The sequence below is a fragment of the Streptomyces sp. NPDC058284 genome (assembly GCF_042881135.1).
Taxonomy (GTDB): domain Bacteria; phylum Actinomycetota; class Actinomycetes; order Streptomycetales; family Streptomycetaceae; genus Streptomyces.
In genome coordinates, this window is the sequence record NZ_JBHVYE010000003.1 from 256667 (window position 1) to 283121 (window position 26455).

General features: G+C 68.9%; 22 protein-coding genes, 1 tRNA gene and 2 pseudogenes. 23 read left to right on the top strand and 2 right to left on the bottom strand.

The features are described 5' to 3' along the window. The first annotated feature begins 174 nt into the window (after positions 1-174). Entirely contained in the window at positions 175-1077 is a 903-nt protein-coding gene (locus ACFVYR_RS07140) for a hypothetical protein (protein WP_389611416.1), read from the top strand. A gap of 304 nt (positions 1078-1381) precedes the next feature. Continuing rightward, positions 1382-2275, top strand: a pseudogene (locus ACFVYR_RS07145) (tyrosine-type recombinase/integrase); the annotation flags it as partial. A gap of 64 nt (positions 2276-2339) precedes the next feature. Here ACFVYR_RS07145 and ACFVYR_RS07150 read toward each other — a convergent pair. Together ACFVYR_RS07150 and ACFVYR_RS07155 are read right to left on the bottom strand one after the other, a co-directional pair. After that, positions 2340-2966, bottom strand: a complete 627-nt coding sequence (locus tag ACFVYR_RS07150) for a hypothetical protein (RefSeq protein WP_389611418.1) — start codon at positions 2964-2966, stop codon at positions 2340-2342. A 310-nt stretch (positions 2967-3276) separates the two neighbouring features. Beyond that, positions 3277-3348, bottom strand: a tRNA-Arg gene (locus ACFVYR_RS07155). Between the two features lie 201 nt (positions 3349-3549). Between ACFVYR_RS07155 and ACFVYR_RS07160 the strand changes: the two are divergent. The 21 genes and pseudogenes from ACFVYR_RS07160 to atpA all read left to right on the top strand — a co-directional run. Next, a pseudogene (locus tag ACFVYR_RS07160) lies at positions 3550-3942 on the top strand (response regulator); the annotation flags it as partial. Positions 3943-4421: 479 nt separating this feature from the next. Beyond that, positions 4422-5480 carry an ArgS-related anticodon-binding protein NrtL gene (gene nrtL / locus ACFVYR_RS07165; RefSeq protein ID WP_384249001.1) on the top strand — a complete coding sequence of 353 codons (1059 nt, stop codon included), beginning with the start codon at positions 4422-4424 and terminating at the stop codon, positions 5478-5480. 70 nt (positions 5481-5550) lie between these two features. After that, a complete protein-coding gene (lysA, locus tag ACFVYR_RS07170; protein ID WP_384248998.1) occupies positions 5551-6942 on the top strand; it encodes a diaminopimelate decarboxylase in 1392 nt (463 codons plus the stop codon). 103 nt (positions 6943-7045) lie between these two features. After that, entirely contained in the window at positions 7046-8338 is a 1293-nt protein-coding gene (locus tag ACFVYR_RS07175) for a homoserine dehydrogenase (RefSeq protein WP_384248995.1), read from the top strand. A 6-nt stretch (positions 8339-8344) separates the two neighbouring features. After that, positions 8345-9403, top strand: a complete 1059-nt coding sequence (gene thrC / locus ACFVYR_RS07180; protein WP_384248992.1) for a threonine synthase — start codon at positions 8345-8347, stop codon at positions 9401-9403. Positions 9404-9743: 340 nt separating this feature from the next. Further along, positions 9744-10661 carry a homoserine kinase gene (gene thrB / locus ACFVYR_RS07185; protein ID WP_384248989.1) on the top strand — a complete coding sequence of 306 codons (918 nt, stop codon included), beginning with the start codon at positions 9744-9746 and terminating at the stop codon, positions 10659-10661. A gap of 396 nt (positions 10662-11057) precedes the next feature. Beyond that, on the top strand, positions 11058-13148 hold the full coding sequence (gene rho / locus ACFVYR_RS07190; protein ID WP_384248986.1) for a transcription termination factor Rho: 2091 nt from the start codon (positions 11058-11060) through the stop codon (positions 13146-13148). 329 nt (positions 13149-13477) lie between these two features. Beyond that, on the top strand, positions 13478-14605 hold the full coding sequence (locus ACFVYR_RS07195; protein ID WP_384248983.1) for an LCP family protein: 1128 nt from the start codon (positions 13478-13480) through the stop codon (positions 14603-14605). A 158-nt stretch (positions 14606-14763) separates the two neighbouring features. Next, the gene (gene rpmE / locus ACFVYR_RS07200) at positions 14764-14985 is read left to right on the top strand and encodes a 50S ribosomal protein L31 (RefSeq protein ID WP_384248980.1); all 222 of its coding nucleotides are present in this window, start codon (positions 14764-14766) and stop codon (positions 14983-14985) included. 116 nt (positions 14986-15101) lie between these two features. Beyond that, positions 15102-16178: a peptide chain release factor 1 gene (prfA, locus tag ACFVYR_RS07205; RefSeq protein ID WP_384248977.1), complete on the top strand. Its 1077-nt coding sequence runs from the start codon at positions 15102-15104 to the stop codon at positions 16176-16178. 84 nt (positions 16179-16262) lie between these two features. Next, on the top strand, positions 16263-17102 hold the full coding sequence (gene prmC / locus ACFVYR_RS07210) for a peptide chain release factor N(5)-glutamine methyltransferase (RefSeq protein ID WP_384248974.1): 840 nt from the start codon (positions 16263-16265) through the stop codon (positions 17100-17102). A 44-nt stretch (positions 17103-17146) separates the two neighbouring features. Then, the gene (locus ACFVYR_RS07215; RefSeq protein ID WP_384248971.1) at positions 17147-17794 is read left to right on the top strand and encodes an L-threonylcarbamoyladenylate synthase; all 648 of its coding nucleotides are present in this window, start codon (positions 17147-17149) and stop codon (positions 17792-17794) included. Further along, complete coding sequence (locus ACFVYR_RS07220) at positions 17791-18444, top strand: protein-tyrosine-phosphatase (protein WP_384248968.1); 654 nt, start codon at positions 17791-17793, stop codon at positions 18442-18444. The genes ACFVYR_RS07215 and ACFVYR_RS07220 overlap by 4 nt, the downstream gene beginning before the upstream one ends. Positions 18445-18522: 78 nt before the next feature. Further along, positions 18523-19791 carry a serine hydroxymethyltransferase gene (gene glyA, locus ACFVYR_RS07225; protein WP_384248965.1) on the top strand — a complete coding sequence of 423 codons (1269 nt, stop codon included), beginning with the start codon at positions 18523-18525 and terminating at the stop codon, positions 19789-19791. 112 nt (positions 19792-19903) lie between these two features. Next, the gene (locus ACFVYR_RS07230) at positions 19904-21247 is read left to right on the top strand and encodes an MraY family glycosyltransferase (protein WP_384248962.1); all 1344 of its coding nucleotides are present in this window, start codon (positions 19904-19906) and stop codon (positions 21245-21247) included. Positions 21248-21508: 261 nt separating this feature from the next. Beyond that, positions 21509-21946 (top strand): hypothetical protein, encoded by a 438-nt coding sequence (locus ACFVYR_RS07235; RefSeq protein WP_384248959.1) that lies wholly within the window; start codon positions 21509-21511, stop codon positions 21944-21946. A 276-nt stretch (positions 21947-22222) separates the two neighbouring features. Continuing rightward, positions 22223-22993 (top strand): F0F1 ATP synthase subunit A, encoded by a 771-nt coding sequence (gene atpB / locus ACFVYR_RS07240; protein ID WP_384249544.1) that lies wholly within the window; start codon positions 22223-22225, stop codon positions 22991-22993. A gap of 78 nt (positions 22994-23071) precedes the next feature. Continuing rightward, positions 23072-23326, top strand: a complete 255-nt coding sequence (atpE, locus tag ACFVYR_RS07245; RefSeq protein WP_384248956.1) for an ATP synthase F0 subunit C — start codon at positions 23072-23074, stop codon at positions 23324-23326. Between the two features lie 38 nt (positions 23327-23364). Beyond that, positions 23365-23913, top strand: a complete 549-nt coding sequence (locus tag ACFVYR_RS07250; protein ID WP_384248953.1) for a F0F1 ATP synthase subunit B — start codon at positions 23365-23367, stop codon at positions 23911-23913. Beyond that, the gene (locus ACFVYR_RS07255; RefSeq protein WP_384248950.1) at positions 23910-24734 is read left to right on the top strand and encodes a F0F1 ATP synthase subunit delta; all 825 of its coding nucleotides are present in this window, start codon (positions 23910-23912) and stop codon (positions 24732-24734) included. The genes ACFVYR_RS07250 and ACFVYR_RS07255 overlap by 4 nt, the downstream gene beginning before the upstream one ends. Positions 24735-24853: 119 nt before the next feature. Further along, on the top strand, positions 24854-26443 hold the full coding sequence (gene atpA, locus ACFVYR_RS07260) for a F0F1 ATP synthase subunit alpha (RefSeq protein ID WP_384248947.1): 1590 nt from the start codon (positions 24854-24856) through the stop codon (positions 26441-26443). Positions 26444-26455: the final 12 nt, after the last annotated feature.

Genomic DNA, 26455 nt, shown 5'->3' on the forward strand with positions numbered 1-26455 from the left:
GGATGGGAAAGTCAGCCTCCTGGATCGGCCGGTACGATCTGGGTCCGCGATGGTGTCATGATCGGGGTCCCCGCTGTAAACGACCCGGGGATTTCCGTCGGAATCGTCGAAAGAATCGCTAGGAAAGAGTGCAGAAGTCCAAAAGACGTGGCTCTGAGTATTCGATACCGTCTGATGGATGTGACATATCTGCGGGCCGCGAATGACTATGCGATCACCGACACGATTCCATTCGAGGCTGCATCTACGGTGATCGCCTCCGCGCGCAAGTTGCTCAGGGCAGTCGGCACCACCGCGTGGAATGAACGCGGCGACATCGGGGGCAACTATGCACGCCAGGGTGACGCAGTCTTGCGACGTGCACGGATGGATCACACCCAAGAAGGCTCTTTTATCATCCCCATCTTAGTTCCTCTATCGCATACACAGGAGACCACCGGAGAAGCTGCGCAATCGGCCGACCTTGAGCTATTTAAAGCTGCTCCGGAACCTTTTGAGCGTCGAGTGACGCGCACGTTTGCTCAGTCGCTTATGGCAGTGAAAGAAATTATTGTCGAGCCTGAATCCTCGCCCAGTGTGGGAGATCTGCATGCCGTGGTTGCACGCGGTGTCAGTAGGGAGTTTTGCTCTGCGCTGGCAAAGATCCTAACAGAGCCTTCGGTTAGCGAGTTCGAGACGATTTTTGAATGGGCCTCTTCTGTTCCTGCTCCAGAGACAATGCCTAATTCAGTTTCTATTGAGTCAGATGCTTCGGAGAAGATTGAAGAGGCTGCAGAGAAGCTGAAAAAACACCGCATCGATTCCACATCGACATTCTCAGGAAATATTGTGGAGTTGAGGCATGTGGGGGATGACCCGTTCGGCTTCGCTACAATTTCAACAGTACGCAGGGGGAGGAGGTCAGAAATCCGGGTTCGTCTTCCCTATGAAGCTTACCAAGAGGCCGTCATTTGGCATCGTGCTCGCCGAGTGGTAATCGTGGATGGAGAGGTGAATCACGGCACTGGAAGGAGATTGGTAGTTGAGAATCCAGTCGGCTTCCGGCCCATCGATGAGATTCTGCTTCCCATGTCATGACGAAATAGTTCGCTTGCCGTGTTCGGCCGCTGATGTGGACGAACGTTAGGTTTTTCGAGCGGTCCTCGAGGTCTCAATGGGCAATTAAAGACCAGTCTTCTCGCCCTGCATCTTGTCGACGCCCCTTGGTGACCCGCGTCCTCCCTGCTCAGGAGCGGTTGGCTCGTGCCCCTGGTGGTCGCCGTACTTCGTCAACGGCCGCCGTGAGTTGCCTAGACGGCCCAGCTCGGCGTTCGGGCTGATGCTCGCGCTCTCAATGCGACCCGTCTGAACTCGAGCCACGACAGTCAGCCACGACGGCGGGCCGCTCGCCGATCTCGCTGAAGCGGCCACGGCTCGCACGGTCCTCGACTCGCTGAAGCTCAAGCTCGACGGCACGGCGGCAGCGGCGGAGACCGTGCGGCGCAAGCGCCGGACGCTCGTCAACGCCGCGCACTACGCCGTCGACCTGGGGGAGCTGCGGGAGAACCCCATCACGGCTGTCCGCTGGCAGAAGCCGAAGGTATCCAACCAGATCGACCCGCGGGTTGTCGCCAATCCGGAGCAGGCACGGAACCTCCTGGCGGCGGTTTCCTACGTGGGCGGGTACCGGCGTGCTCGTGGTCGTCGCCTCGTGGGTCTGTTCGCTGCCATGTACTTCGGTGGCCTGCGGCCGGCGGAAGCGGTGGGCCTCGTCGAGACAGACCTGATCCTCTTCGAACAGGGCTGGGGCTCGGCGCTGCTACACCGGACTCGCCCGTCGGTCGGCAAGCAGTGGACCGATTCAGGGGAGACCCACGACGATCGGGGGCTGAAGAATCGACCGACCGAGGATGTCCGGCGGGTGCCTATCCCGCCCCACCTCGTGGCCATATTCCGCGAGCACCTGGCCACCTTCGGGACTGCGGACGACGGGCGCCTCTTCTTCAGCGAGAAAGGTTCGGTCGTCCCGTCCTCGACCTACTACCGCGTCTGGCAGGAGGCCCGGCTCCTCGCGCTCCCGCCGGCCATCGCCTCCTCGCCGCTCGCGAGTCGGCCGTACGACCTTCGGCACTCGGCGCTGTCGACATGGCTCAACGCCGGTGTCGACCCGACGGAGGTGGCCGAGCGCGCCGGCAACAGCGTCGAGGTCCTGCTGACTCGGTATGCCAAATGCCTCGACGGACGGCAGGACGTCGCCAACCGGCGTATCGAGGATCTGCTGCGCGAGTACGAGTAACGGCATCTGATCGTGTTTGAGGCCCCTGGGATCAGCCCAGGGGCCTCGTAGTTTGCCCTGCTCGTCAAGCAGACCGTGTGGCTTGGGCCTGTTCAGAGACGAGCAGGTGCTCAAGGCTCCTTCGCTCGCTATCGAGCGCAGCGAGCATCCGCCTGCGAGTGTGTTCGAAGTCGGGCTCGACCTCGACGCCGAGGTCATGGCGCAGAGTGACCCGAAGCAGATACACCCCGTCGGACAATGGGCCGCTGAACCAAGCTTTGGCCCGGTTGTACTGCCCGTCTGGGTCAGGACTGCTTGGCAACTGCCTTACGACGGAGTACCCGACTCCGAGCGCCCTGTTGAGGGTCGAGGCGATCTCATGGACATCCTTCGGCAGTGCCATCTGTGCCAAAGAGTATTGCTCTGACCAGGCTTCCTTGGCGGTGTCGAGGACTGCTGGTTCGACGCTTTCACCGCGCTCGGCTGCTCGGACTGCGTCTCGGGCAGCGACCCGGTAAGCGCGAGCTGTGGTGTTCAGACGGGCATAGAGATCCCGTCTGGCTTCCTGCGCTCGGTCGTGGCGGTCTTCCGCCCGTTCACGATCGGCACGCTGGTTTTGCTCCCGGGTGACGCGCTGGCTGAGCACTGCCCCGCCCAGAGTTCCGCCCAGCGTTCCACCGACGCCGATGAGCGCGACGGCAAGTGTGGTCACATCCACGAGATCCCCCAACTCGTCCATTCATCTGCCCGCGGACAGCGGCTGAAGACGGCACGACGGCCCCCAGCAACGCTCAGGCTCCCCACCCGTGGCACGGTCCAAGACCGGGACGACGATAACGAGGACTGGGCCCGCTGGGCTCCATGAGTCTCATCACCTGCGGGAATGCTCCAAGATCCCGTCCACAGCTCGTCCACGGACCTCGACATACGGCCGCTTCGGGCGGCATACGGCTGCACACACGCGAAGACCCCGCACTCAGCGTTTCCGCTGATGACGGGGTCTTTGGGCACCTTCTGCAAGGTGCCCCCGGCAGGATTCGAACCTGCGCACACGGCTCCGGAGGCCGTTGCTCTATCCCCTGAGCTACGGGGGCGTATCGGCGCGGCTTGCGCGGCGACGGGGTGAACACTACCAGCTCTCCGGGGCTCACCATGAACAGGTATTTCGTTGTCCCGGGAGGAGGCGTCGCAGCGGGTTCGGTGCTCCGGCTCGGCGGCCCCGCTCGGCCCTCCCGCACGGGGCGGAAGTAGGGAAAACCGGGACGCGGTGGTGGGCGCGGACCTACTCTCGAGGTGTGCCAGGCGTGCCCGGCCGCGTGCTTGTTGTGGACGACAACAAGGTCATTCGGCAACTGATCAGGGTCAACCTCGAGCTGGAGGGCTTCGAGGTCGTGACCGCGGCCGATGGTGTCGAATGTCTGGACGTCGTCCATCAGGTGCAGCCCGATGTGATCACCCTCGACGTCGTGATGCCCCGGCTCGACGGACTGCGCACCGCCGCGCGCCTGCGGTCCGACCCGCGCACCCGCCATCTGCCCATCGTCGTCATCAGCGCCTGCACCCAGTACGAGGTCGAGAACGGGCTGGAAGTCGGCGTCGACGCCTTCCTCGCCAAGCCTTTCGAGCCGAGCGAACTCGTCAGGATCATTCAGCAGTTGATGGAGCGGGGAGCGCCGTCGGCGCAGGGCGCAGACGGGAACGGGTTCGGGCGCGGCCATCAGAGTCACCAAGGGCACCAAGGGCACCAAGGGCAGCAGGGCCAGCAGGGGCACGGGCGTGAGCGTGGGCCCATGGGGAGTGAGCGCTGGGCCGGTGGAGCCGCTGGGGGCCCCGGCGGCGTCGCCTCGGCCTCGGGCATGGGCGGCTGCGTCGACGAGGCCGAGCGCGCCGCGCAGTCCGGCGGCTGAGTCGCGAAAGCCCAGCGGCAGGGTCGCGAAAGTCCGGCGGCCGGGTCGTGGAACTCGCCGACCGCCGCCCCAGGGCGCCGACCGCCGCCCCCGGACGACGACCCACCACCCCCGGCCCCCGCCCCGGCAAAGACAGAGCCCCGCCCCCCCACAGAACCACCGCCCCCCCCACAGCACCACCGCCCCACCCCCGTCCACATCCCGGACCACCCCCCAATCCAACTGGCCTCCCCACCCCCCTCCTCCCATACCCTTGGCCCGTGACCCCCGTCGAGCTCTCCCGCACCGTGCTGCGCGCCATGCGTCATGCCGTTGATGCCGGTGAGCTTCGCGTGGCCGTGCCCGAGGGGGGGAGCGTTCGGGTCGAGCGGCCGCGGGCCGGGGGGTGTGGGGACTACGCCAGCAATCTCGCCCTTCAGGTCGCCCGCGCCGCCGGACGGCCTCCGCGGCAGGTGGCCGAGGTGCTGGCCCTGCGGCTCGCCGACGAGCCCGGGATCGCCAAGGTGGACATCACCGGGCCCGGGTTCCTCAACATCACCCTCGCGGAGGCCGGCGGCGGCGCCCTCGTCCGTGAGGTCCTGGGGCGGGGGCGCTGCTACGGGCACGTCCACCCCGACACCGGCCTGCTCGCCCAGATCCATGTGCCCCGCGAGGTCCGCGCCGTCGTCGTCGCCGACAGCGTCCGCCGCATCCTGCGCTCGCAGGGCACCCTCGTCCGCGTGACCTGCGACGAAGCCCCGGAGCCCGACTGGACCCGGCTCCTCGGGGTCAGCGTCGACGCCCACGGGCGGCCGCCTCAGCCGCTTCCCACCCTGCGTCCCGTCCCCGCCCCGGAGGAAGCCACCCTCCGGCTCGGCCGCGACGCCGGGCGCTGGGCCCTGCTCCACCCCGCCGCCCACGACCACCCGCGCGTCAGCCCGGGGCAGGGCGGCGACGCGCATCTCGTGCAGAGCGAGAGCAATCCCCTCTTCCGGGTCCGGTACGCCCACTCCCGCTGCCGCGCCCTGCAGCGCAACGCCGCCGACCTCGGTTTCGGTGCCGTGCCCGGCGAGGTCGACGCGCCGGAGCTGCTCCGGCAGGTCGAGGCCTACCCCGGCGTTCTCGACGCCGCAGCCCGGCACCGGGCGCCGGACCGCCTCGCCCGGTACCTCGTCGTCACCGCCGACGCGCTGCTCGCCCTCCAGAGTTCCGTGCTGCCGCGCGGGGACGAGAAACCCTCGGCCGCCCACCGCGCCCGGCTCGCGCTCGCCGAAGCCACCGGGACGGTGCTCGCCGGTGGCCTGTCCCTGCTCGGCATCAGCGCACCCGAATACCTGTGACATCCGTGACCGTGAGAGAGCATGCGATGGATGTGACGGATGTGACATACGTGAGAGAGACGACAGAGCCATGAGCCGTTCCGCCCACCCCGCAGGCCCCCGCCACGCCGACGTATTCCCCGAGGGGCACTACTCCGCGCCGCCCGCCGACCTCAACGCCCTGGACCCCAAGGTCTGGTCCCGCACCGTCACCCGTACCCCCGAAGGCGTCGTCAGCACGGGCGGCATCGAAGTGACGCGGCTCGCCGAGGAGTTCGGGACCCCGGCGTACTTCATCGACGAGGCCGACTTCCGCGCCCGGTGCCAGGCATGGCGCGATGCCTTCGGCAGCGAAGCCGATGTCTTCTATGCCGGCAAGGCGTTCCTGTCGCGGGCCGTCGTGCGGTGGCTGCACGAGGAAGGGCTCAACCTGGACGTGTGCAGCGCCGGCGAGCTCACCACCGCGCTCGACGCAGGCATGCCCGCCGAGCGCATCGCCTTCCACGGCAACAACAAGACCGAGGGCGAGATCCACCGGGCGATCGAGGCCGGTGTCGGGCGCATCGTGCTCGACTCCTTCCAGGAGATCGTGCGCGTCGCGCACATCGCCGAGCGGCTCGGCAAGCGCCAGCCCGTGCAGATCCGCGTGACCGTCGGCGTTGAGGCGCACACCCACGAGTTCATCGCCACCGCGCACGAGGACCAGAAGTTCGGGATCGCGCTCGCGGGCGGGCAGGCCGCAGAGGCCGTGCGGCGGGCGCTCAAGCTCGACGGGCTCGAACTCATCGGGATCCACAGCCACATCGGGTCGCAGATCTTCGACATGGCCGGCTTCGAGGTCTCCGCCCGGCGCGTCGTGCAGCTGCTCGCCGAGGTGCGCGACGAGCACGGCATCGAGCTGCCCGAGATCGACCTCGGAGGCGGCCTCGGCATCGCCTACACCTCCGACGACGATCCCAGCGAGCCGCACGAGATCGCCAGGGCGCTGCGCGAGATCGTCGCGCGCGAGTGCGCGTCGGCGAATCTGCGCACGCCCCGCATCTCCGTCGAGCCGGGCCGCGCCATCGTCGGACCGACCGCCTTCACCCTGTACGAGGTCGGTACGATCAAGCCCCTCGAAGGGCTGCGCACGTACGTTTCCGTGGACGGCGGCATGTCCGACAACATCCGCACCGCGCTCTACGACGCCGAGTACACCGTCGCCCTCGTCTCCCGCTCCTCCGACGCCGAGCCCGTGCTGGTGCGCGTGGTCGGCAAGCACTGCGAGAGTGGTGACATCGTCGTACGGGACGCTTTCCTGCCGGCCGACCTCGCGCCCGGCGACCTGATCGCCGTGCCCGCGACCGGTGCGTACTGCCGCTCGATGGCGAGCAACTACAACCACGCTCTGCGCCCGCCGGTCGTCGCCGTGCGCGACGGCGAGGCGCGGGTGATCGTCCGGCGCGAGACGGAGGAAGATCTCCTGCGTCTCGACGTCGGATGACGGAAAACATGAAATACATGTCTCACGATCCGGACAATGGACGGAAAGTCCGTACCGGTGGGTGAGACTGGTTCCACCGTAGATGTAGAAGAAGTGAGGTCGGATGATGCGTACGCGTCCGCTGAAGGTGGCGCTGCTGGGCTGTGGGGTTGTCGGCTCAGAGGTGGCGCGCATCATGACGACGCACGCCGACGACCTCACGGCCAGGATCGGCGCCCCGGTGGAGCTCGCCGGGGTCGCCGTCCGCCGCCCCTCCAAGGTGCGCGAGGGAATCGATCCCTCGCTCATCACGACGGATGCGACCGCGCTGGTCAAGCGCGGGGACATCGACGTCATCGTCGAGGTGATCGGCGGCATCGAGCCCGCGCGCACGCTGATCACCACCGCCTTTGAGCACGGCGCCTCCGTCGTCTCCGCGAACAAGGCACTCATCGCCCAGGACGGCGCCGCGCTGCACGAGGCCGCCGTCGAGCACGGGCGGGATCTGTACTACGAGGCCGCCGTCGCCGGAGCCATTCCGCTGATCCGGCCGCTGCGCGAGTCCCTCGCCGGTGACAAGGTCAACCGCGTCCTCGGCATCGTGAACGGCACGACGAACTTCATCCTCGATGCCATGGACACGACGGGGGCCGGATATCAGGAGGCCCTCGACGAGGCCACCGCGCTCGGGTACGCGGAAGCCGACCCGACCGCCGATGTCGAAGGGTTCGACGCCGCCGCCAAGGCGGCCATCCTCGCCGGGATCGCGTTCCACACGCGCGTGCGCCTCGACGACGTGTACCGCGAGGGCATGACGGAGGTCACCGCCGCCGACTTCGCCTCCGCGAAGCGCATGGGCTGCACCATCAAGCTGCTCGCCATCTGCGAGCGGGCGGCCGACGGCGGGTCCGTCACCGCGCGCGTGCATCCCGCGATGATTCCGCTCAGCCACCCGCTGGCGTCGGTGCGGGGTGCCTACAACGCCGTCTTCGTCGAGGCCGAGGCCGCCGGACAGCTCATGTTCTACGGCCCCGGCGCCGGTGGCTCGCCCACCGCGTCCGCCGTCCTCGGCGACCTCGTCGCCGTCTGCCGCAACAAGCTCGCCGAGGCCACCGGGCCCGGCGACTCCGCGTACACCCAGCTGCCCGTGAGCTCCATGGGCGAGGTCGTCACGCGCTACCACATCAGCCTCGACGTGGCCGACAAGCCGGGCGTGCTCGCCCAGGTCGCGACGGTCTTCGCCGAGCACGGCGTATCGATCGATACGGTCCGTCAGACGGGCAAGGACGGCGAGGCCTCCCTCGTCGTCGTCACCCACCGCGCGCCCGACGCCGCCCTCAGCGGCACCGTCGAGGCGTTGCGTAATCTCGACACCGTGCGTGGTGTCGCCAGCATCATGCGGGTTGAAGGGGAGTAAGCAGCAATGACCCACCAGTGGCGCGGAATCATCGAGGAGTACCGGGAGCGCCTTCCGGTCTCCGACACCACGCCGGTCGTGACGCTCCGCGAGGGCGGCACGCCGCTCGTGCCCGCCCAGGTGCTCTCCGAGCGCACGGGCTGCGAGGTCCACCTCAAGGTCGAGGGTGCCAACCCCACCGGGTCCTTCAAGGACCGCGGCATGACCATGGCGATCACCAAGGCCAAGGAGGAGGGTGCGAAGGCCGTCATCTGCGCCTCCACCGGCAACACGTCCGCCTCCGCGGCCGCCTACGCCGTACGCGCCGGAATGGTCTGCGCGGTCCTCGTGCCGCAGGGCAAGATCGCGCTCGGCAAGATGGGCCAGGCGCTCGTCTACGGCTCGAAGATCCTCCAGGTCGACGGCAACTTCGACGACTGCCTGAACCTCGCTCGGGCCCTGTCGGAGAACTACCCGGTGGCGCTGGTCAATTCGGTCAACCCGTTCCGCATCGAGGGCCAGAAGACCGCGTCGTTCGAGATCGTCGACGCGCTCGGCGACGCTCCCGACATCCACGTCCTTCCCGTCGGCAACGCCGGCAACATCACCGCCTACTGGAAGGGCTACAAGGAGTACGCGGCCGACTCGGTGTCGTCCCGTACCCCCCGGATGTGGGGCTTCCAGGCCTCCGGTTCCGCGCCCATCGTGCGCGGCGAGGTCGTCAAGGACCCCTCGACGATCGCCACCGCGATTCGCATCGGCAACCCCGCGTCGTGGCAGCACGCGCTCGCCGCGCGCGAGGAGTCCGGCGGCTTCATCGACGAGGTGACGGACCGTGAGATCCTGCGCGCCTACAAGCTGTTGGCGTCCCAGGAGGGCGTCTTCGTCGAACCCGCGTCGGCCGCGTCCGTCGCCGGTCTGCTGAAGGCCGTCGAGCAGGGCAAGGTCGACAAGGGCCAGAAGATCGTCTGCACCGTCACCGGCAACGGTCTCAAGGACCCGGACTGGGCCGTCGCCGGCGCCCCGCAGCCGGTCACCGTCCCGGTCGACGCCGCGGCCGCCGCCGAGCGCCTCGGCCTGGCGTAACCGCGAGGCCCGGCGCAACCGCGCGGCTCGGCGCAACCGCGCGGCTCGGCGCAACCGCGGGCTCGGTGCAACCGCCGAGCCCGCATCGCCCGCAGCACCGCAGGCAGACCCCGCAACTCCGTACAGGGGGGTGGCACAGGGGGCTTACGACACGCATCGTGCGCCTCCTGTGCGCCCTATGTCGCCACAGAACCTTCCTTCGATAGGCTGTACCGAACCCGCCCCGCCGCATATGCCGCGGTGCCGCCGTTGTCAGCGGCCTTCGGGTGTTCGTACATGTGGCACGTACCGAAAAATACGGAGCCTCAAAAACACGCAGCTCAAGGAGAGTCATCGAGCGATGGCCGGTCCCGCGTTCCGCGCCGCCGCCGTCCGGGTGCGCACCCCCGCCACCAGCGCCAACCTCGGACCGGGCTTCGACGCCCTGGGCCTGTCGCTGGGTCTTTACGACGACATCGTCGTCCGGGTGGCCGACTCCGGCTTGCACATCGACATCGCGGGGGAGGGCAGTGACACCCTTCCGCGCGACGAGTCGCATCTCCTCGTACGGTCCCTGCGCACCGCCTTCGACCTGCTCGGCGGACAGCCGCGCGGGCTCGAGATCGTCTGCGCCAACCGCATCCCGCACGGCCGCGGCCTCGGGTCCTCGTCCGCGGCCATCTGCGCGGGCATCGTCGCCGCCCGCGCCGTGACCATAGGCGGTGAGGCCAGGCTCGACGACGCCGCGCTGCTCGAACTGGCCACCGAGATCGAGGGTCACCCCGACAACGTCGCGGCCTGCCTCCTCGGCGGCTTCACGCTCGCCTGGATGGACGGGGGAGCCGGCCGGGCGATCAGGATGGACCCCGTCGATTCCATCGTTCCAGTGGTCTTCGTACCGGGAAAGCCCGTCCTCACCGAGGCGGCCCGCGGCCTGCTCCCGCGCACCGTCCCGCACGTCGACGCGGCCGCCAACGCGGGCCGGGCGGCCCTGCTCGTCGAGGCCCTGACCAGGCGCCCCGAGCTGCTGCTGCCCGCCACCGAGGACCGGCTGCACCAGGAGTACCGCGCCCCGGCCATGCCGGAGAGCGCCGCCCTGGTCGAGCGGCTGCGCGCCGACGGCGTGCCCGCGGTGATCTCCGGCGCGGGCCCCACGGTCCTCGCGCTGGCCGAAGACAGTGCGGCCGACAAGGTCGCACGCCTGGCGGGGGAGGGCTGGGCCGCCAACCGGCTGGCCCTCGACGCCACGGGAACGAGCGTGCTGCCGCTCGCGCCCTGACGCGAGCGGCCCAAGGGAATTCGGGGTGTCCCGATCCCGAGAGGGGGAATGTTTGTTGGATCCGGTAGTGTTAATCTCAAGTCCGCACCCGACCTCACCATGGCGAGGTGCTTTGTGTCCCCGTCCGGGACATCCATTCTTCCGGGAGCCCCCCAAACTGCCTCGTGCCCCGCACTAGGCGGTCCTGAGCACGCTCCGGAACCGGCGTGACCGAGCCGAGTGACACCGCACGTCAGTGGCACCGCACCGGGAATCGCCATCACCAATGAATTCTTCCGCCGCGTTGGCGGACCACCGCCCCGGCACGGTCCACAGGAAAGCAAGGACCGACCGCCGGACAGCACAACCGGTCGCCGAGCCAGACAGGCCGACGTCCGCTCCAGGGAAGGACCCTTCGTGAGCGACACCACCGATCTGATGGGCGTGACTGCCGACACGCCCGCCACGGACGCCTCTGCGGCGCCTGCCACCGGTGCTTCGGCCGGGTCCCGGCGGCGCCGCGGCACCGGCCTCGAGGGCATGGTGCTGGCGGAACTGCAGCAGGTCGCTTCGGGCCTTGGAATCAAGGGCACCGGGCGCATGCGCAAGAGCCAGCTGATCGAGGTCATCAAGGAGGCGCAGGCAGGGGGCGGAGCCCCGGCCAAGAGCGCCCCGGCTGCCGGGGACACCACCGAGACCAAGCCCAAGCGCCGGGCCACCTCGAAGGCCCGTACGGGCGACGACGCCGCGGAGTCCGCCGGCAAGGCGGACGCGGCCGACAAGTCCGCGGGCGCCAAGGCCGACAAGGGCGCCCAGCAGCAGATCGACATCCCCGGTCAGCCCGCCGGAGGCCCCGCCCGTTCGGGCGAGGCCGAGCGCGGCGGAGACGACCAGCCGGCCGGCGAGCGCCGCAGGCGCCGCGCCACCGCCGACGCGGGCAGCCCCGAGCCGGCCGCCGCCGAGGCGAAGGGCGAGTCGAAGGCCGAGGCCAAGGGCGACTCCGAGGCCAAGGGCGACAAGGGCGGCGACAACTCCGGCGACAACGCCGAGGGCCGCCGCGAGCGCCGTGACCGGCAGGGCCGTGGCCGTGACCGCGACCGCCGCGGCAACAAGGGCGAGGACCAGCAGGGCGGCGGCCGTCAGGACCGCCAGGAGCGTCAGGACCGGCAGGACCGCCAGCAGCAGGGTGGCGGCGGCCGTCAGGACCGGCAGGACCGCCAGGACCGCCAGCGCGACAACGGCCCGCAGGACGACGACGACTTCGAGGGTGGCCGGCGCGGCCGTAGGGGCCGCTACCGCGACCGCCGCGGCCGTCGTGGCCGCGACGAGGGCGGCTTCGGCAACGAGCCGCAGGTCTCCGACGACGACGTCCTGATCCCCGTCGCGGGCATCCTGGACATCCTCGACAACTACGCGTTCATCCGTACGTCGGGCTACCTCCCCGGTCCCAACGACGTGTACGTCTCCCTCGCTCAGGTCCGCAAGAACGGCCTGCGCAAGGGTGACCACGTCACCGGCGCCGTCCGCCAGCCCAAGGACGGCGAGCGCCGCGAGAAGTTCAACGCGCTCGTCCGCCTGGACTCGCAGAACGGCATGGCGCCCGAATCCGGGCGCGGGCGGCCGGAGTTCAGCAAGCTGACGCCGCTCTACCCGCAGGACCGGCTCCGCCTGGAGACCGACCCGGGGATTCTCACCACCCGCATCATCGACCTCGTCGCGCCCATCGGTAAGGGTCAGCGCGGTCTGATCGTGGCCCCGCCGAAGACCGGCAAGACCATGATCATGCAGGCGATCGCCAACGCGATCACGGTGAACAACCCCGAGTGCCACCTGATGGTCGTCCTGGTCGACGAGCGCCCGGAAGAGGTCACCGACATGCAGCGGTCGGTGAAGGGCGAGGTCATCTCCTCGACCTTCGACCGCCCCGCCGAGGACCACACCACCGTCGCCGAGCTCGCCATCGAGCGCGCCAAGCGTCTGGTGGAGCTGGGCCACGACGTCGTCGTGCTGCTCGACTCGATCACCCGCCTGGGCCGCGCGTACAACCTCGCCGCCCCGGCCTCGGGACGCATCCTCTCCGGTGGTGTCGACTCGACGGCGCTGTACCCGCCGAAGCGCTTCTTCGGTGCCGCGCGCAACATCGAGGACGGCGGCTCGCTGACCATCCTCGCGACCGCGCTCGTCGACACCGGTTCGCGCATGGACGAGGTCATCTTCGAGGAGTTCAAGGGCACCGGCAACGCCGAGCTGAAGCTCGACCGCAAGCTCGCCGACAAGCGCATCTTCCCGGCGGTGGACGTGGACGCGTCCGGTACCCGTAAGGAAGAGATCCTGCTCGGCAGCGACGAGCTCGCCATCACCTGGAAGCTGCGCCGCGTGCTGCACGCGCTCGACCAGCAGCAGGCGATCGAGCTGCTTCTGGACAAGATGAAGCAGACGAAGTCGAACGCCGAGTTCCTGCTGCAGATCCAGAAGACGACCCCGGCGCCGGGCAACGGCAACGACTAGTCGTCCTCAGCAGTTCTCAGGGCCGCCCCGTCACAGCAGTGACGGGGCGGCCCTTTTGGTGCGCTATGTGGGCAGTGGGGCCGGAGCGAGACCTTGGCCACACGCATAAGAGATTCTCACGCTCACGGGCAGTAGCCCGGGGGCGGAAAAAGTCGCAGGTGAGGGCGGCAATGCAGGGTCAGAGGTGCACGCTCCGTGACAGGTGGGTCCCGGGGCGCGCACAGGGCGTTGTGCAACCCTTCAACCGGTTTCGCCGTCTGACAAGTGACGACAGACGGCGCCTGACCCTGAAAGCAGGGGGTAACCGCACGACGAGGACTGGGGAGCGCATGACCGACGAGAGCACGCCCGCGGGTATGGCCCACGCGAAGCCCCAGCGCTCCCGCGGTGGCGGCGGCCGGCGCCGCAAGCCCCGCAAGCGCAGCAAGGCACTCGTCGTCACGGCGTGGTCCGCGGCCTCGGTGGTCGTCCTCGGGGGAGTGGGCGCGGGCTTCCTGTACTTCAAGCTCAACGGCAACCTCAACAGCGTCGACATCAACTCGGCGCTCGACGGCGACCGCCCCCAGGACATCGACAACGGCTCCCAGGACATCCTCGTCCTCGGCTCCGACTCGCGCTCCGGCGACAACGCCAAGTACGGCAAGGACGAGGGCGCCGCCCGCTCCGACACCGCGATGATCGTGCACGTCCACAAGGGCCACAAGACGGCCAGCGTCGTCTCCATACCCCGCGACACCCTCATATCCCGGCCCTCGTGCAAGACCGACGACGGCAGGACCGATCCGGGCGGCCGTCGGCAGATGTTCAACACGGCGTACGAGGTCGGCGGCCCCGCCTGCGCCGTCAAGACCGTCGAGAAGATGTCCGGCATCCGGATGGACCACTACATCGAGGTCGACTTCACGGGCTTCAAGAAGCTCATCGACACCCTCGGTGGCGTCGACATCACGACCAAGAAGGCCATCCACGACAAGGACAGCCACCTCGACCTGGACGCCGGCACGCACACACTCAGCGGCGAGCAGGCCCTCGGCCTCGTCCGCACCAGGCACGGCGTCGGCGACGGCAGCGACCTCGGCCGCATCCAGCTCCAGCAGGCCTTCATCAAGGCCCTGCTCGACCAGGTCAAGGACATCGGCCTCTTCAGCAACCCGAAGAAGATGTTCGACCTGGCGAACGACGCGACCAGCGCCATCACCACCGACTCCGACCTGAACGACGTCAGGTCCCTCGCGAGCTTCGCGAACGGCCTCAAGGGCATCGGCGCGGGCGGCATGAAGATGGTCACGCTGCCCATCCAGTACGACCCCGACGACCTCAACCGCGTGCTTCCCCTGGAGGAGGCCGACCAGCAGGTCTGGGACGCGCTCAGGGCCGACAAGCACATCCCGAAGTCCGCCACGGAGAAATCGGCGGGCGACAAGGGTTCCGCGGGCTCCGTCGTGAGCGGCGGCTGAGCGGCCGCCGAGCGGCCGCCGAGCGGTCAGGAATAGATCGGCCCCCACCCCGGTTTTGGGAGATACGGCCGGTCCTGGCAGACTGGTACGTCGGCCCCGGTTCACGTACGAGCAATCCGCGCGTACGACCCGGCGCCCTCCCGAAACTAGGAGACACCTTGAAGCGCGAGATCCACCCCGAGTACGTCGAGACCCAGGTCAGCTGCACCTGCGGCGCCGAGTTCACCACCCGCAGCACGATCTCCAGCGGCACCGTCCGCGCCGAGGTCTGCTCCGAGTGCCACCCCTTCTACACGGGTAAGCAGAAGATCCTCGACACCGGTGGCCGTGTGGCCCGCTTCGAGGCCCGCTTCGGCAAGGCTGCCGGCTCCAAGAAGTAGCGAGCCGCTGCGCCGGTCATCGGCCGCCCTCACGAGGGGGTGGCCGGGACCGGCGCTTTTGCCGTCCCGCAGCCGATTCGCGTAGAACCACCGCGTAGAAAACCAGGAGCCCCCGAATGTTCGAGGCGGTCGAGGAACTGATCGGCGAACACGCCGATCTCGAGAAGAAGCTCGCCGACCCGTCGGTCCACGCCGACCAGGCCAACGCGCGCAAGCTGAACAAGCGCTACGCCGAGCTCACCCCGATCGTCACGACGTACCGCTCCTGGAAGCAGACCGGGGACGACATCGGGACGGCGCGCGAGTTCGCCGCCGACGATCCGGACTTCGCCGCCGAGGTCAAGGACCTGGAGCGGCAGCGCGAGGAACTCACCGAGAAGCTGCGGCTGCTGCTCGTGCCCCGGGACCCGTCCGACGACAAGGACGTCATCCTTGAGGTCAAGGCGGGCGCGGGCGGCGACGAGTCGGCCCTCTTCGCCGGCGACCTCCTGCGCATGTACCTGCGGTACGCGGAGCGCGTGGGCTGGAAGACCGAGATCATCGACGCCACCGAGTCCGAGCTCGGCGGCTACAAGGACGTCCAGGTCGCCGTGAAGACCAAGGGCGGCCAGGGCGCGACCGAGCCCGGCCAGGGCGTCTGGGCGCGGCTGAAGTACGAGGGCGGCGTGCACCGCGTGCAGCGCGTGCCCTCCACCGAGTCCCAGGGCCGCATCCACACCTCCGCGGCCGGTGTCCTGGTGACGCCCGAGGCCGAGGAGATCGACGTCGAGATCCACGCCAACGACCTGCGCATCGACGTCTACCGCTCCTCCGGGCCCGGTGGCCAGTCCGTCAACACCACCGACTCCGCGGTGCGCATCACGCACGTGCCCACCGGAGTGGTCGCCTCCTGCCAGAACGAGAAGAGCCAGCTGCAGAACAAGGAGCAGGCGATGCGCATCCTGCGCTCCAGGCTGCTCGCGGCGGCGCAGGAGGAGGCCGAGAGCAAGGCCGCGGACGCCCGCCGCAGCCAGGTCCGCACCGTCGACCGCTCCGAGAAGATCCGGACGTACAACTTCCCGGAAAACCGGATCTCGGACCATCGCGTCGGCTTCAAGGCGTACAACTTGGACCAGGTGCTCGACGGAGACCTCGACGCCGTCATCCAGGCCTGCGTCGACGCGGACTCCGCCGCCAAGCTCGCCGCCGCGTAAGGCACCCCGTACGACCCTTCACGACCGTCCCGGAGGACCAGCGTGCAGCAACATCTTGGGGGGCGACCCCCGAACCCCCGCAGCGTGCTGCTCGCGGAAGTGGCCCAGGCCACCCAGCGCCTCGCCGACGCGGGCGTGCCCTCGCCGCGCAACGACGCGGAGGAGCTCGCCGCCTTCGTGCACGGGGTGAAGCGGGGTGAGCTGCACACCGTCAAGGACGCCGACTTCGACGCCCGCTACTGGGAGACGGTCGCCCGGCGCGAGGCCCGCGAGCCGCTGCAGCACATCACGGGGCGGGCCTTCTTCCGCTACCTGGAGCTGCAGGTAGGACCCGGCGTCTTCGTGCCGCGCCCGGAGACCGAGTCCGTCGTCGGCTGGGCCATAGACGCCGTCCGCGCGATGGACGTCGTCGAACCGCTCATCGTCGACCTGTGCACCGGCTCCGGCGCCATCGCCCTCGCCATGGCGCAGGAGGTCCCGCGCTCGCGGGTGCACGCCGTGGAGCTGTCCGAGGACGCCCTGAAGTGGACGCGGAAGAACATCGAGGGGTCCAGGGTCAAGCTCCGCCAGGGCGACGCCAGGGACGCCTTCACGGAGCTCGACGGCCAGGTCGACCTCGTCATCTCCAACCCCCCGTACATCCCGCTCACCGAGTGGGAGTACGTCGCCCCCGAGGCCCGCGACCACGACCCGGAGCTCGCGCTCTTCTCCGGGGAGGACGGCCTCGAGCTGATCCGCGGCATCGAGCGCACCGCCCACCGGCTCCTGCGCCCCGGCGGCGTCGTCGTCATCGAGCACGCCGACACCCAGGGCGGCCAGGTCCCGTGGATCTTCACGGAGGAGCGGGGCTGGGCCGACGCGGCCGACCACCCCGACCTGAACAACCGCCCGCGCTTCGCGACCGCCCGCAGGGCCATGCCGTGATCCAGACTTCAACCGAGCAGTACGTGTACGAGGAGGCCCGCTAAATGGCACGGCGATACGACACCAACGACGCGACCGACCGTACGACCGGTCTGCGCGAGGCCGCGTCCGCCGTCCGCCGTGGCGAGCTGGTCGTGCTGCCCACCGACACCGTCTACGGCATCGGTGCCGACGCCTTCACCCCGGAGGCGTGCGCCGACCTCCTGGACGCCAAGGGCCGCGGCCGCAACATGCCCACGCCCGTCCTGATCGGCTCGCCGAACACGCTGCACGGCCTGGTCACCGACTTCTCCGAGATGGCCTGGGAGCTCGTCGACGCCTTCTGGCCCGGCGCCCTGACCCTCGTCGCCAAGCAGCAGCCGTCCCTGCAGTGGGACCTCGGCGACACCCGCGGCACGGTCGCCATCCGCATGCCGCTGCACCCCGTCGCCATCGAGCTGCTCACCGAGGTCGGCCCGATGGCCGTCTCCTCGGCCAACCTCACCGGGCACCCCGCACCCGAGGACTGCGACGCCGCGCAGGAGATGCTCGGCGACTCCGTCTCCGTGTACCTGGACGGCGGCCCGACCCCCGGCATCGTCCCGTCGTCGATCGTCGACGTCACGGGCAAGGTGCCGGTGCTGCTCCGCGCGGGCGCGCTCAGCGCGGAAGAGCTGCGCAAGGTGGTACCCGACCTCGAGGTGGCGAATTGACAGCCCCTGAGACGGGGCGTGGCATAGCGGGCTTCCCGGGATCCGCGGGCTCCTTCCGCATCCTCCACGTCAGCACCGGCAACGTCTGCCGCTCGCCCATCACCGAGCGGCTGACCAGACACGCCCTGGCGGACCGCCTCGGCGATCCCCTCACCGGCGGTCTGATCGTGGAGAGCGCGGGCACCTGGGGCCACGAGGGTGCCCCGATGGAGACCAACGCCGAGCAGGTCCTCGCCGACTTCGGCGCGGACCCCACCGGCTTCATGGGCCGCGAGCTCCTCGACGACCACGTCATCCGCGCCGACCTCGTCCTCACCGCGACCCGCGACCACCGGGCGCAGGTCATCTCCATGGGGCACTCGGCGGGCCTGCGTACGTTCACCCTCAAGGAGTTCACGCGGCTCGTGCGGGCCATAGACCCGACGACCCTGCCGGACCCGGACGGGAACGGCGTGGTGGAGCGCGCGCGGGCCCTGGTGCGGGCCGCCGCCGCGCTGCGCGGGTGGCTGCTCGCGCCGAACGTGGAGGCCGACGAGGTGTACGACCCGTACGGCGCGCCCCTGCCGTTCTTCCGGTCGGTGGGCGACGAGATCAACCAGGCGCTCGACCCCGTGGTGACGGCGCTGACCGGGGTGCCCGCACACATGTAGCGGCGGTCCCGCGCGCAGCCGCCCGCCCGGGCCTACATTGGATCTGAGGTCACCCCCTGCGAGGCCCCGGAGCCCACGATGACGGTCAGCACCGCACCCACCGCGCCCGCGGCGTACACGGATCTCGACGCGCTGCGCCGGCAGGACCCCGAGCTGGCCGATGTCCTCACCGGTGAGGCCGCCCGGCAGGCCGACGGGCTCCAGCTGAGCGCCGCCGAGAACTTCACCTCGCCCGCCGTCCTCACCGCGCTCGGCTCGCCGCTCGCCAACAAGTACGCCGAGGGGTACCCCGGCGCCCGCCACCACGGCGGCTGCGAGCTGGTCGACATCGCCGAGAGGATCGCCGCCGACCGCGCCAAGGCCCTGTTCGGCGCCGAGCACGCCAACGTGCAGGCGCACTCGGGCTCCTCCGCCGTCCTCGCCGCGTACGCCGCGCTGCTGCGGCCCGGCGACACGGTCCTGGCGATGGGCCTGCCCCACGGCGGCCACCTCACGCACGGCTCACCGGCGAACTTCTCCGGCCGGTGGTTCGACTTCGTCGGCTACGGCGTGGACGCCGAGAGCGGCCTCGTCGACTACGACCAGGTACGCGCCCTGGCCCGCGCCCGCCGCCCCAAGGCGATCGTCTGCGGCTCCATCTCGTATCCGCGCCACCTGGACTACGCGGCCTTCCGCGAGATCGCCGACGACGTCGGGGCCTACCTCATCGCCGACGCCGCGCATCCCATGGGCCTGATCGCCGGGGGAGCGGCGCCGAGCCCTGTGCCGCACGCCGACGTCGTCTGCGCCACCACGCACAAGGTCCTGCGCGGCCCGCGCGGCGGCCTCCTGCTGTGCGGCACAGCCCTCGCGGAACGCATCGACCGGGCCGTCTTCCCCTTCACCCAGGGCGGCGCCCAGATGCACACGATCGCCGCCAAGGCCGTGGCGTTCGGCGAGGCGTCGACACCGGCCTTCACGGCCTACGCCCACCAGGTGGTCGCGAACGCGCGGACCCTGGCGCAGGCGCTGGCCGCCGAGGGGTTCACGATCACCACCGGCGGCACGGACACCCATATGGTCCTGGCCGACCCGAGCCCTCTGGGAATCGACGCGCACACCGCCCGCGGCAGACTGGCGGCAGCCGGAATCGTCCTCGACACCTGCGCCCTGCCCCACGACACCACCCGCGGCCTACGCCTGGGAACAGCCGCCGTCACCACCCAGGGCATGACCGGCACGGAACTCACCCGCGTCGCGCGCCTGCTGGTCGACGCGGTGCGCGAGGACTCGAACGTACGAGAAGAGGTACGCGAACTGGTGAGGGGATTTCCGCCGTACCCCGGGCAGGACGGGACGGCCGCGTAAGAGACGGGCGGGTACTCGTGCAACCATCGTCGCTACCCGGAAGTCCCCAACCGTATGCGCGCAAAGCTAGGGTGTGGGGCTGAGATGGCCAGCGATACCTGTGGGGAAGCCCGTGCGTGAATACCTGCTGACGCTCTGCATCACGGCCGCGGTGACCTACCTGCTGACCGGCCCGGTGCGGAAGTTCGCGATCGTGGCCGGTGCCATGCCGGAGATCCGCGCCCGCGACGTGCACCGGGAGCCCACGCCCCGGCTCGGCGGTATCGCGATGTTCTTCGGTCTCTGCGCCGGTCTGCTGGTCGCCGACCACCTGCCGAACCTGAACACCGTCTTCGAGAACTCCAACGAACCCCGCGCGCTGCTCTCCGGGGCCGCCCTGATCTGGCTGATCGGTGTTCTCGACGACAAGTTCGAGATCGACGCGCTGATCAAGCTCGGCGGCCAGATGATCGCCGCGGGCGTCATGGTCATGCAGGGTCTGACGATCCTGTGGATCCCCGTCCCCGGCGTCGGCACGGTCTCGCTCACCTCCGGGCAGGGCACGCTGCTCACCGTGGCGCTCGTCGTCATCACGATCAACGCCGTCAACTTCGTCGACGGTCTCGACGGCCTCGCGGCGGGCATGGTCTGCATCGCCTCGGCGGCGTCCTTCATGTACGCCTACCGCATCTGGTACGGCTACGGCATCGAGGCCGCGGCGCCCGCCACCCTCTTCGCCGCCATCCTCATGGGCATGTGCCTGGGCTTCCTGCCGCACAACATGCACCCCGCCCGGATCTTCATGGGCGACTCCGGCTCGATGCTCATCGGTCTCGTCCTCGCGGCGGGCGCCATCTCCGTCACCGGACAGGTCGACCCCGCCGCGATGAAGCTGAACTTCGGCGGCGGCCGCGACGCCACCCATGCGATGCTGCCGGTCTTCATCCCGCTCCTCATGCCGCTCACGATCATCGCGATCCCCTTCGCCGACCTGGTCCTCGCCATCGTGCGGCGCACCTGGAACGGCAAGTCGCCGTTCGCGGCGGACCGCGGCCACCTCCACCACCGGCTCCTGGAGATCGGCCACTCGCACAGCCGCGCGGTGCTGATCATGTACTTCTGGTCGGCCCTCATCGCCTTCGGCACCGTCGCGTACTCGGTGCACTCGACGAGCATGTGGATCCTGCTGCTCATCGTCGCGCTCAGCGCGCTCGGTCTCGTCCTGCTCCTGCTGCCGCGCTTCACGCCGCGCACCCCGCGCTGGGCCGAGGCCTTCGTACCGCCCCGCTACCGGCGCCGCCGGGCAGCCGCGCGGGAGGCCGGCGAGGCGACGTACGGATCACAAGCGGAAGAGGAAGCGCAGGGACCGGGCGACCCGGAGCGGAAGACTCCGGTCTCCGCGGGCGTCAACGGAGCGACCGCGATCGGCGACCGATCGCACTTCGAGGAGAGGCGGGAAGCCGGTACGTCACGTTGACGTCCGGCTCGAAATCGCCCCAATACCAGACAAGTTGCCGCTCCAGATGCACAGACGCGCGGATTAACTCTCATGTGTGACAGCGAGCACACTTAGCAGGTAAAGACCTCATCAAATAGTTTGTGATACCGTTCACGAAACCCCGGGATAGAGCCGAAGGACCGTAGTGCGACGGTCCATTGGCCCGAGGGACCTTCTCGACCCGGGTCTACGCTCGTCCATGACGACACCCTGCCCCCATCAGTAAGCGGAGCTGCCGCCATGCCGTCTCAAGACACCCGAACTCTCCTCCAGTCCGCTGTACCCACAGCTGCCGTCGGCGCGATCGTCGCCGCGGTCAGTGGTGTGGTCGCGGGCGGCAAGGGGGCCGTCGGGGCCGTCGTCGGCACGCTGGTCGTGATCGTGTTCATGGGGCTCGGGATGTTCGTCCTGCAACGGACGGCGAAATCGCTTCCGCAGCTTTTCCAGGCGATGGGCTTGATGCTCTATGTCGCCCAACTCCTGCTGCTTCTCATCTTCGTGGGCCTGTTTAAGGACACGGATCTGTTCAACCCCAAGGCGTTCGCCCTCGCGCTCGTGATCGCGACCGTCGTGTGGATGATCGGCCAGGCTCGCTCCCACATGAAGGCCAAGATTCTTTACGTCGAGCCCGACTCCGACAACAGTGACAAGCCGGAGAAGTCGGGGTCCTCGCAGTGAAGGGTAGGGGCGGGATAAATGCCCGTTCGAGATCCTGCTATCGTCCGGTGCCAACTGCGGCACTGCGGGCGCGGGCATCTGAGCTGACGCCTGCACGATCGCGAGGCTCGATGCCTGAATGCCGCTCACACTTCCGAAACACCAGTCCGGTGCCGACCCGCGGCTGCGCGCCGCGCCGACACGACAACGAGGTTGCCGTACCTATGCGTCACGCCGAAGGAGCCCGCGGTGAGTGCTGACCAAACTGAGCTCGCCTTTGACTGGAGCTGTCGGATCATGTCCGACAACGGCTGTGGCTTCCCGGCTCCGGGCCTGCACTCGTTCCTCTTCAAGCCGATTGCCACCGTCGGCGGGTTCGAGTTCAACAAGGTGATGCTGCTCGCTCTGCTGACCACGCTCGTCGTCATCACCTTCTTCTACGTGGCGTTCGGCAAGGCCAAGCTGGTCCCGGGCAAGCTGCAGATGATCGGCGAGGCCGGATACGACTTCGTACGACGCGGGATCGTCTACGAGACCCTCGGCAAGAAGGAGGGCGAGAAGTACGTCCCCCTGATGGTCTCGCTGTTCTTCTTCATCTGGATCATGAACATCTGGTCCGTGGTTCCGCTTACGCAGTTCCCGGTCTCGTCGGTCATCGCCTACCCGGCCGTGCTGGCCCTGATCGTCTACCTGATCTGGCTGCCGCTGACCTTCAAGCGCCATGGCTTCGTGGGCGGTTGGAAGAACGTCACCGGTTACGACAACTCGCTCGGTCCGATCAAGTGGCTCGTCTCGTTCATCGAGCTCTTCTCGAACCTGCTCGTGCGTCCCTTCACGCACGCAGTGCGACTGTTCGCCAACATGTTCGCCGGTCACCTGATGCTGGTGATGTTCACCGTCGCCTCCTGGTACCTGCTGAACAGCTACATGATCCCGGCCGCCGGTGTCTCCTTCGTGATGACCGTGGTCATGATCCTCTTCGAGCTTTTCGTGCAGGCCGTCCAGGCGTACGTCTTCGTGCTCCTCGCCTGCTCGTACATCCAGGGCGCTCTCGCCGAGCACCACTGAGCAAGCCCGCCTCCGCAAGCCCCCAGAGCGTCCGGTGGCCAACCCCCACCGGCCAGTGAAAGAGAAGGAAGTAACGGCATGTCCGCTGCTCTCGACATGGTCAACCTCGCCGCCGAGAAGGGCCTGCACGGCTCCACCGGTTCGATCGGCTACGGCCTCGCTGCGATCGGCCCCGGCATCGGCGTCGGCATCGTCTTCGGTAACGGCACCCAGGCCCTGGCCCGCCAGCCCGAGGCCGCCGGTCTGATCCGCGCCAACCAGATCCTGGGCTTCGCCTTCTGTGAGGCGCTCGCCCTCATCGGCATCGTTATGCCGTTCGTGTTCGGTCGCTAAGAACAGCTACCTGACACTTTCCGACGAAAGGCATTGATGTGATCGCCAACCTGGTTCAGCTGGCGGCCGAGGAAGAGCAGAACCCGCTCATCCCGGAGGCCCCCGAGCTGCTCGTCGGCGCCATCGCCTTCGCCATCGTCTTCTTCTTCTTCTGGAAGAAGCTCCTCCCGAACATCAACAAGGTTCTGGAAGAGCGCCGGGAGGCGATCGAAGGCGGTATCGAGAAGGCCGAGGCCGCTCAGACCGAGGCCCAGAGCGTTCTTGAGCAGTACAAGGCTCAGCTCGCCGAGGCACGGCACGAGGCCGCGCGTCTGCGCCAGGAGGCGCAGGAGCAGGGCGCCACGCTCATCGCCGAGATGCGGGCCGAGGGCCAGCGTCAGCGCGAGGAGATCGTCGCCGCCGGTCACGCGCAGATCGAGGCCGACCGCAAGGCCGCCGCGCAGTCGCTGCGTCGGGACGTGGGCCAGCTGGCCACCGACCTGGCCGGCAAGCTCGTCGGCGAGTCCCTCGAGGACCACGCCCGGCAGAGCCGCACGATCGACCGTTTCCTCGACGAGCTCGAGGAGAAGGCCGAGGCCGCTCGATGACAGCGCACGGAGCGAGCCGCGAGGCTCTGGCCGCCGCGCGCGAGCGTCTCGACGCGCTGACGGACAGCACCTCGGTCGACGCGAAGCAGCTCGCGGACGAGCTGGCCGCCGTCACGGCGCTGCTCGGCCGCGAGGTCTCGCTGCGTCGGGTCCTGACCGACCCGGCGCAGTCCGGTGAGGCCAAGGCCGATCTTGCGGGACGCCTGCTGTCCGGGCAGGTGGGCGGCGAGGCCGCCGACCTGGTCGCCGGCATGGTGCGCTCGCGCTGGTCGTCGTCGCGCGACCTGGTGGACGCCATCGAGGAGCTCGCCAACCTCGCCGACCTGACCGGCGCGCAGAAGACCGGCGCACTGGACAACGTCGAGGACGAGCTCTTCCGGTTCGGCCGGATCGTCTCGTCGAGCACCGAGCTCCGGTCCGCGCTCACCGACCGCGCCGCGACCGGTGCGGCCAAGAGCGAGCTGCTGCGCAGCCTGCTCGGCGGTCGCGCGGAAGACGTCACGGAGCGGCTGATCGAGCGCCTGGTGACCGCGCCGCGTGGACGTAGCCTGGAAGAGGGACTCGAGTCCCTCTCCAAGCTCGCCGCGGACCGCCGCAACCGCATGGTCGCCGTCGTCACTTCCGCCGTTCCGCTCTCGGACCGGCAGAAGGAGCGTCTCGGCGCCGTCCTGGCCAAGGTGTACGGACGCCCGATGCACCTCAACCTCGACGTGGACCCCGCGGTCCTCGGCGGGATCACGGTCCAGGTGGGCGACGAGGTCATCAACGGCAGCGTCGCGGACCGTATCGCGGAAGCCGGCCGCCGCGTGGCCGGGCAGTAATTCAACAAGCATGACCTACGGCCCTAGTTGGGCCGTGCAGAGGATTCACCTCTTTCTTGGGGGGAGTCCCCATCCCCCCAAAGAAACTTCGGGCCCAACAAGGAGAGCAGGGAACCCAGATGGCGGAGCTCACGATCCGGCCGGAGGAGATCCGGGACGCGCTGGAGAACTTTGTCCAGGCGTACAAGCCGGACGCGGCCTCGCGCGAGGAGGTCGGTACGGTCACCGTCGCCGGCGACGGTATTGCCAAGGTCGAGGGTCTTCCCTCGGCGATGGCGAACGAGCTGCTGAAGTTCGAGGACGGCACCCTCGGCCTCGCGCTGAACCTGGAAGAGCGCGAGATCGGCGCCGTCGTCCTCGGCGAGTTCAGCGGTATCGAGGAGGGCCAGCCGGTGCAGCGCACCGGTGAGGTGCTCTCCGTCGCCGTGGGCGAGGGCTACCTCGGCCGCGTCGTCGACCCGCTCGGCACCCCGATCGACGGCCTCGGCGAGATCGAGACCAGCGGACGTCGCGCCCTCGAGCTGCAGGCCCCCACGGTCATGCAGCGCAAGTCGGTGCACGAGCCGATGGAGACCGGCTACAAGGCCGTCGACGCGATGACCCCGATCGGCCGTGGCCAGCGTCAGCTGATCATTGGTGACCGCCAGACCGGCAAGACCGCCCTGGCCGTCGACACGATCATCAACCAGCGCGACAACTGGCGCTCGGGCGACGTGAACAAGCAGGTGCGCTGCATCTACGTCGCCATCGGCCAGAAGGGTTCCACCATCGCCTCCGTGCGTGGTGCGCTCGAAGAGGCCGGTGCGCTGGAGTACACGACCATCGTCGCCGCCCCGGCGTCCGACCCGGCCGGCTTCAAGTACCTGGCGCCGTACACCGGCTCGGCCATCGGCCAGCAGTGGATGTACGAGGGCAAGCACGTCCTCATCATCTTCGACGACCTCTCGAAGCAGGCCGACGCCTACCGCGCCGTGTCCCTGCTGCTCCGCCGCCCGCCGGGGCGCGAGGCCTACCCGGGTGACGTCTTCTACCTGCACTCGCGTCTCCTCGAGCGCTGCGCGAAGCTCTCGGACGAGCTGGGCAAGGGTTCGATGACGGGTCTGCCGATCGTCGAGACCAAGGCGAACGACGTGTCGGCGTTCATCCCGACCAACGTCATCTCCATCACCGACGGCCAGTGCTTCCTGGAGTCGGACCTCTTCAACGCCGGTCAGCGCCCCGCGCTGAACGTCGGTATCTCCGTCTCCCGAGTCGGTGGTTCCGCGCAGCACAAGGCGATGAAGCAGGTCTCCGGTCGTCTCCGCGTGGACCTCGCCCAGTTCCGTGAGCTCGAGGCGTTCGCCGCCTTCGGTTCCGACCTGGACGCCGCGTCCAAGGCCCAGCTCGAGCGCGGCCAGCGCATGGTCGAGCTGCTCAAGCAGCCGCAGTACGAGCCGATGGCCACCGAGGACCAGGTCGTCTCCGTGTGGGCCGGTACCACCGGTCGCATGGACGAGGTGCCGGTGGGCGACATCCGTCGCTTCGAGCGCGAGCTCCTCGAGTACCTGCACCGCAACGAGCAGGGCCTCATGACCTCCATCAAGGAGGGCGGCAAGATGTCGGACGACACCCTGCAGGCCGTCGGCGACGCCATCGCGCAGTTCAAGAAGCAGTTCGAGACCTCGGACGGGAAGCTTCTCGGCGAGGACGCTCCGGCCGCTGCCAAGTGACGTAAGGAAGGG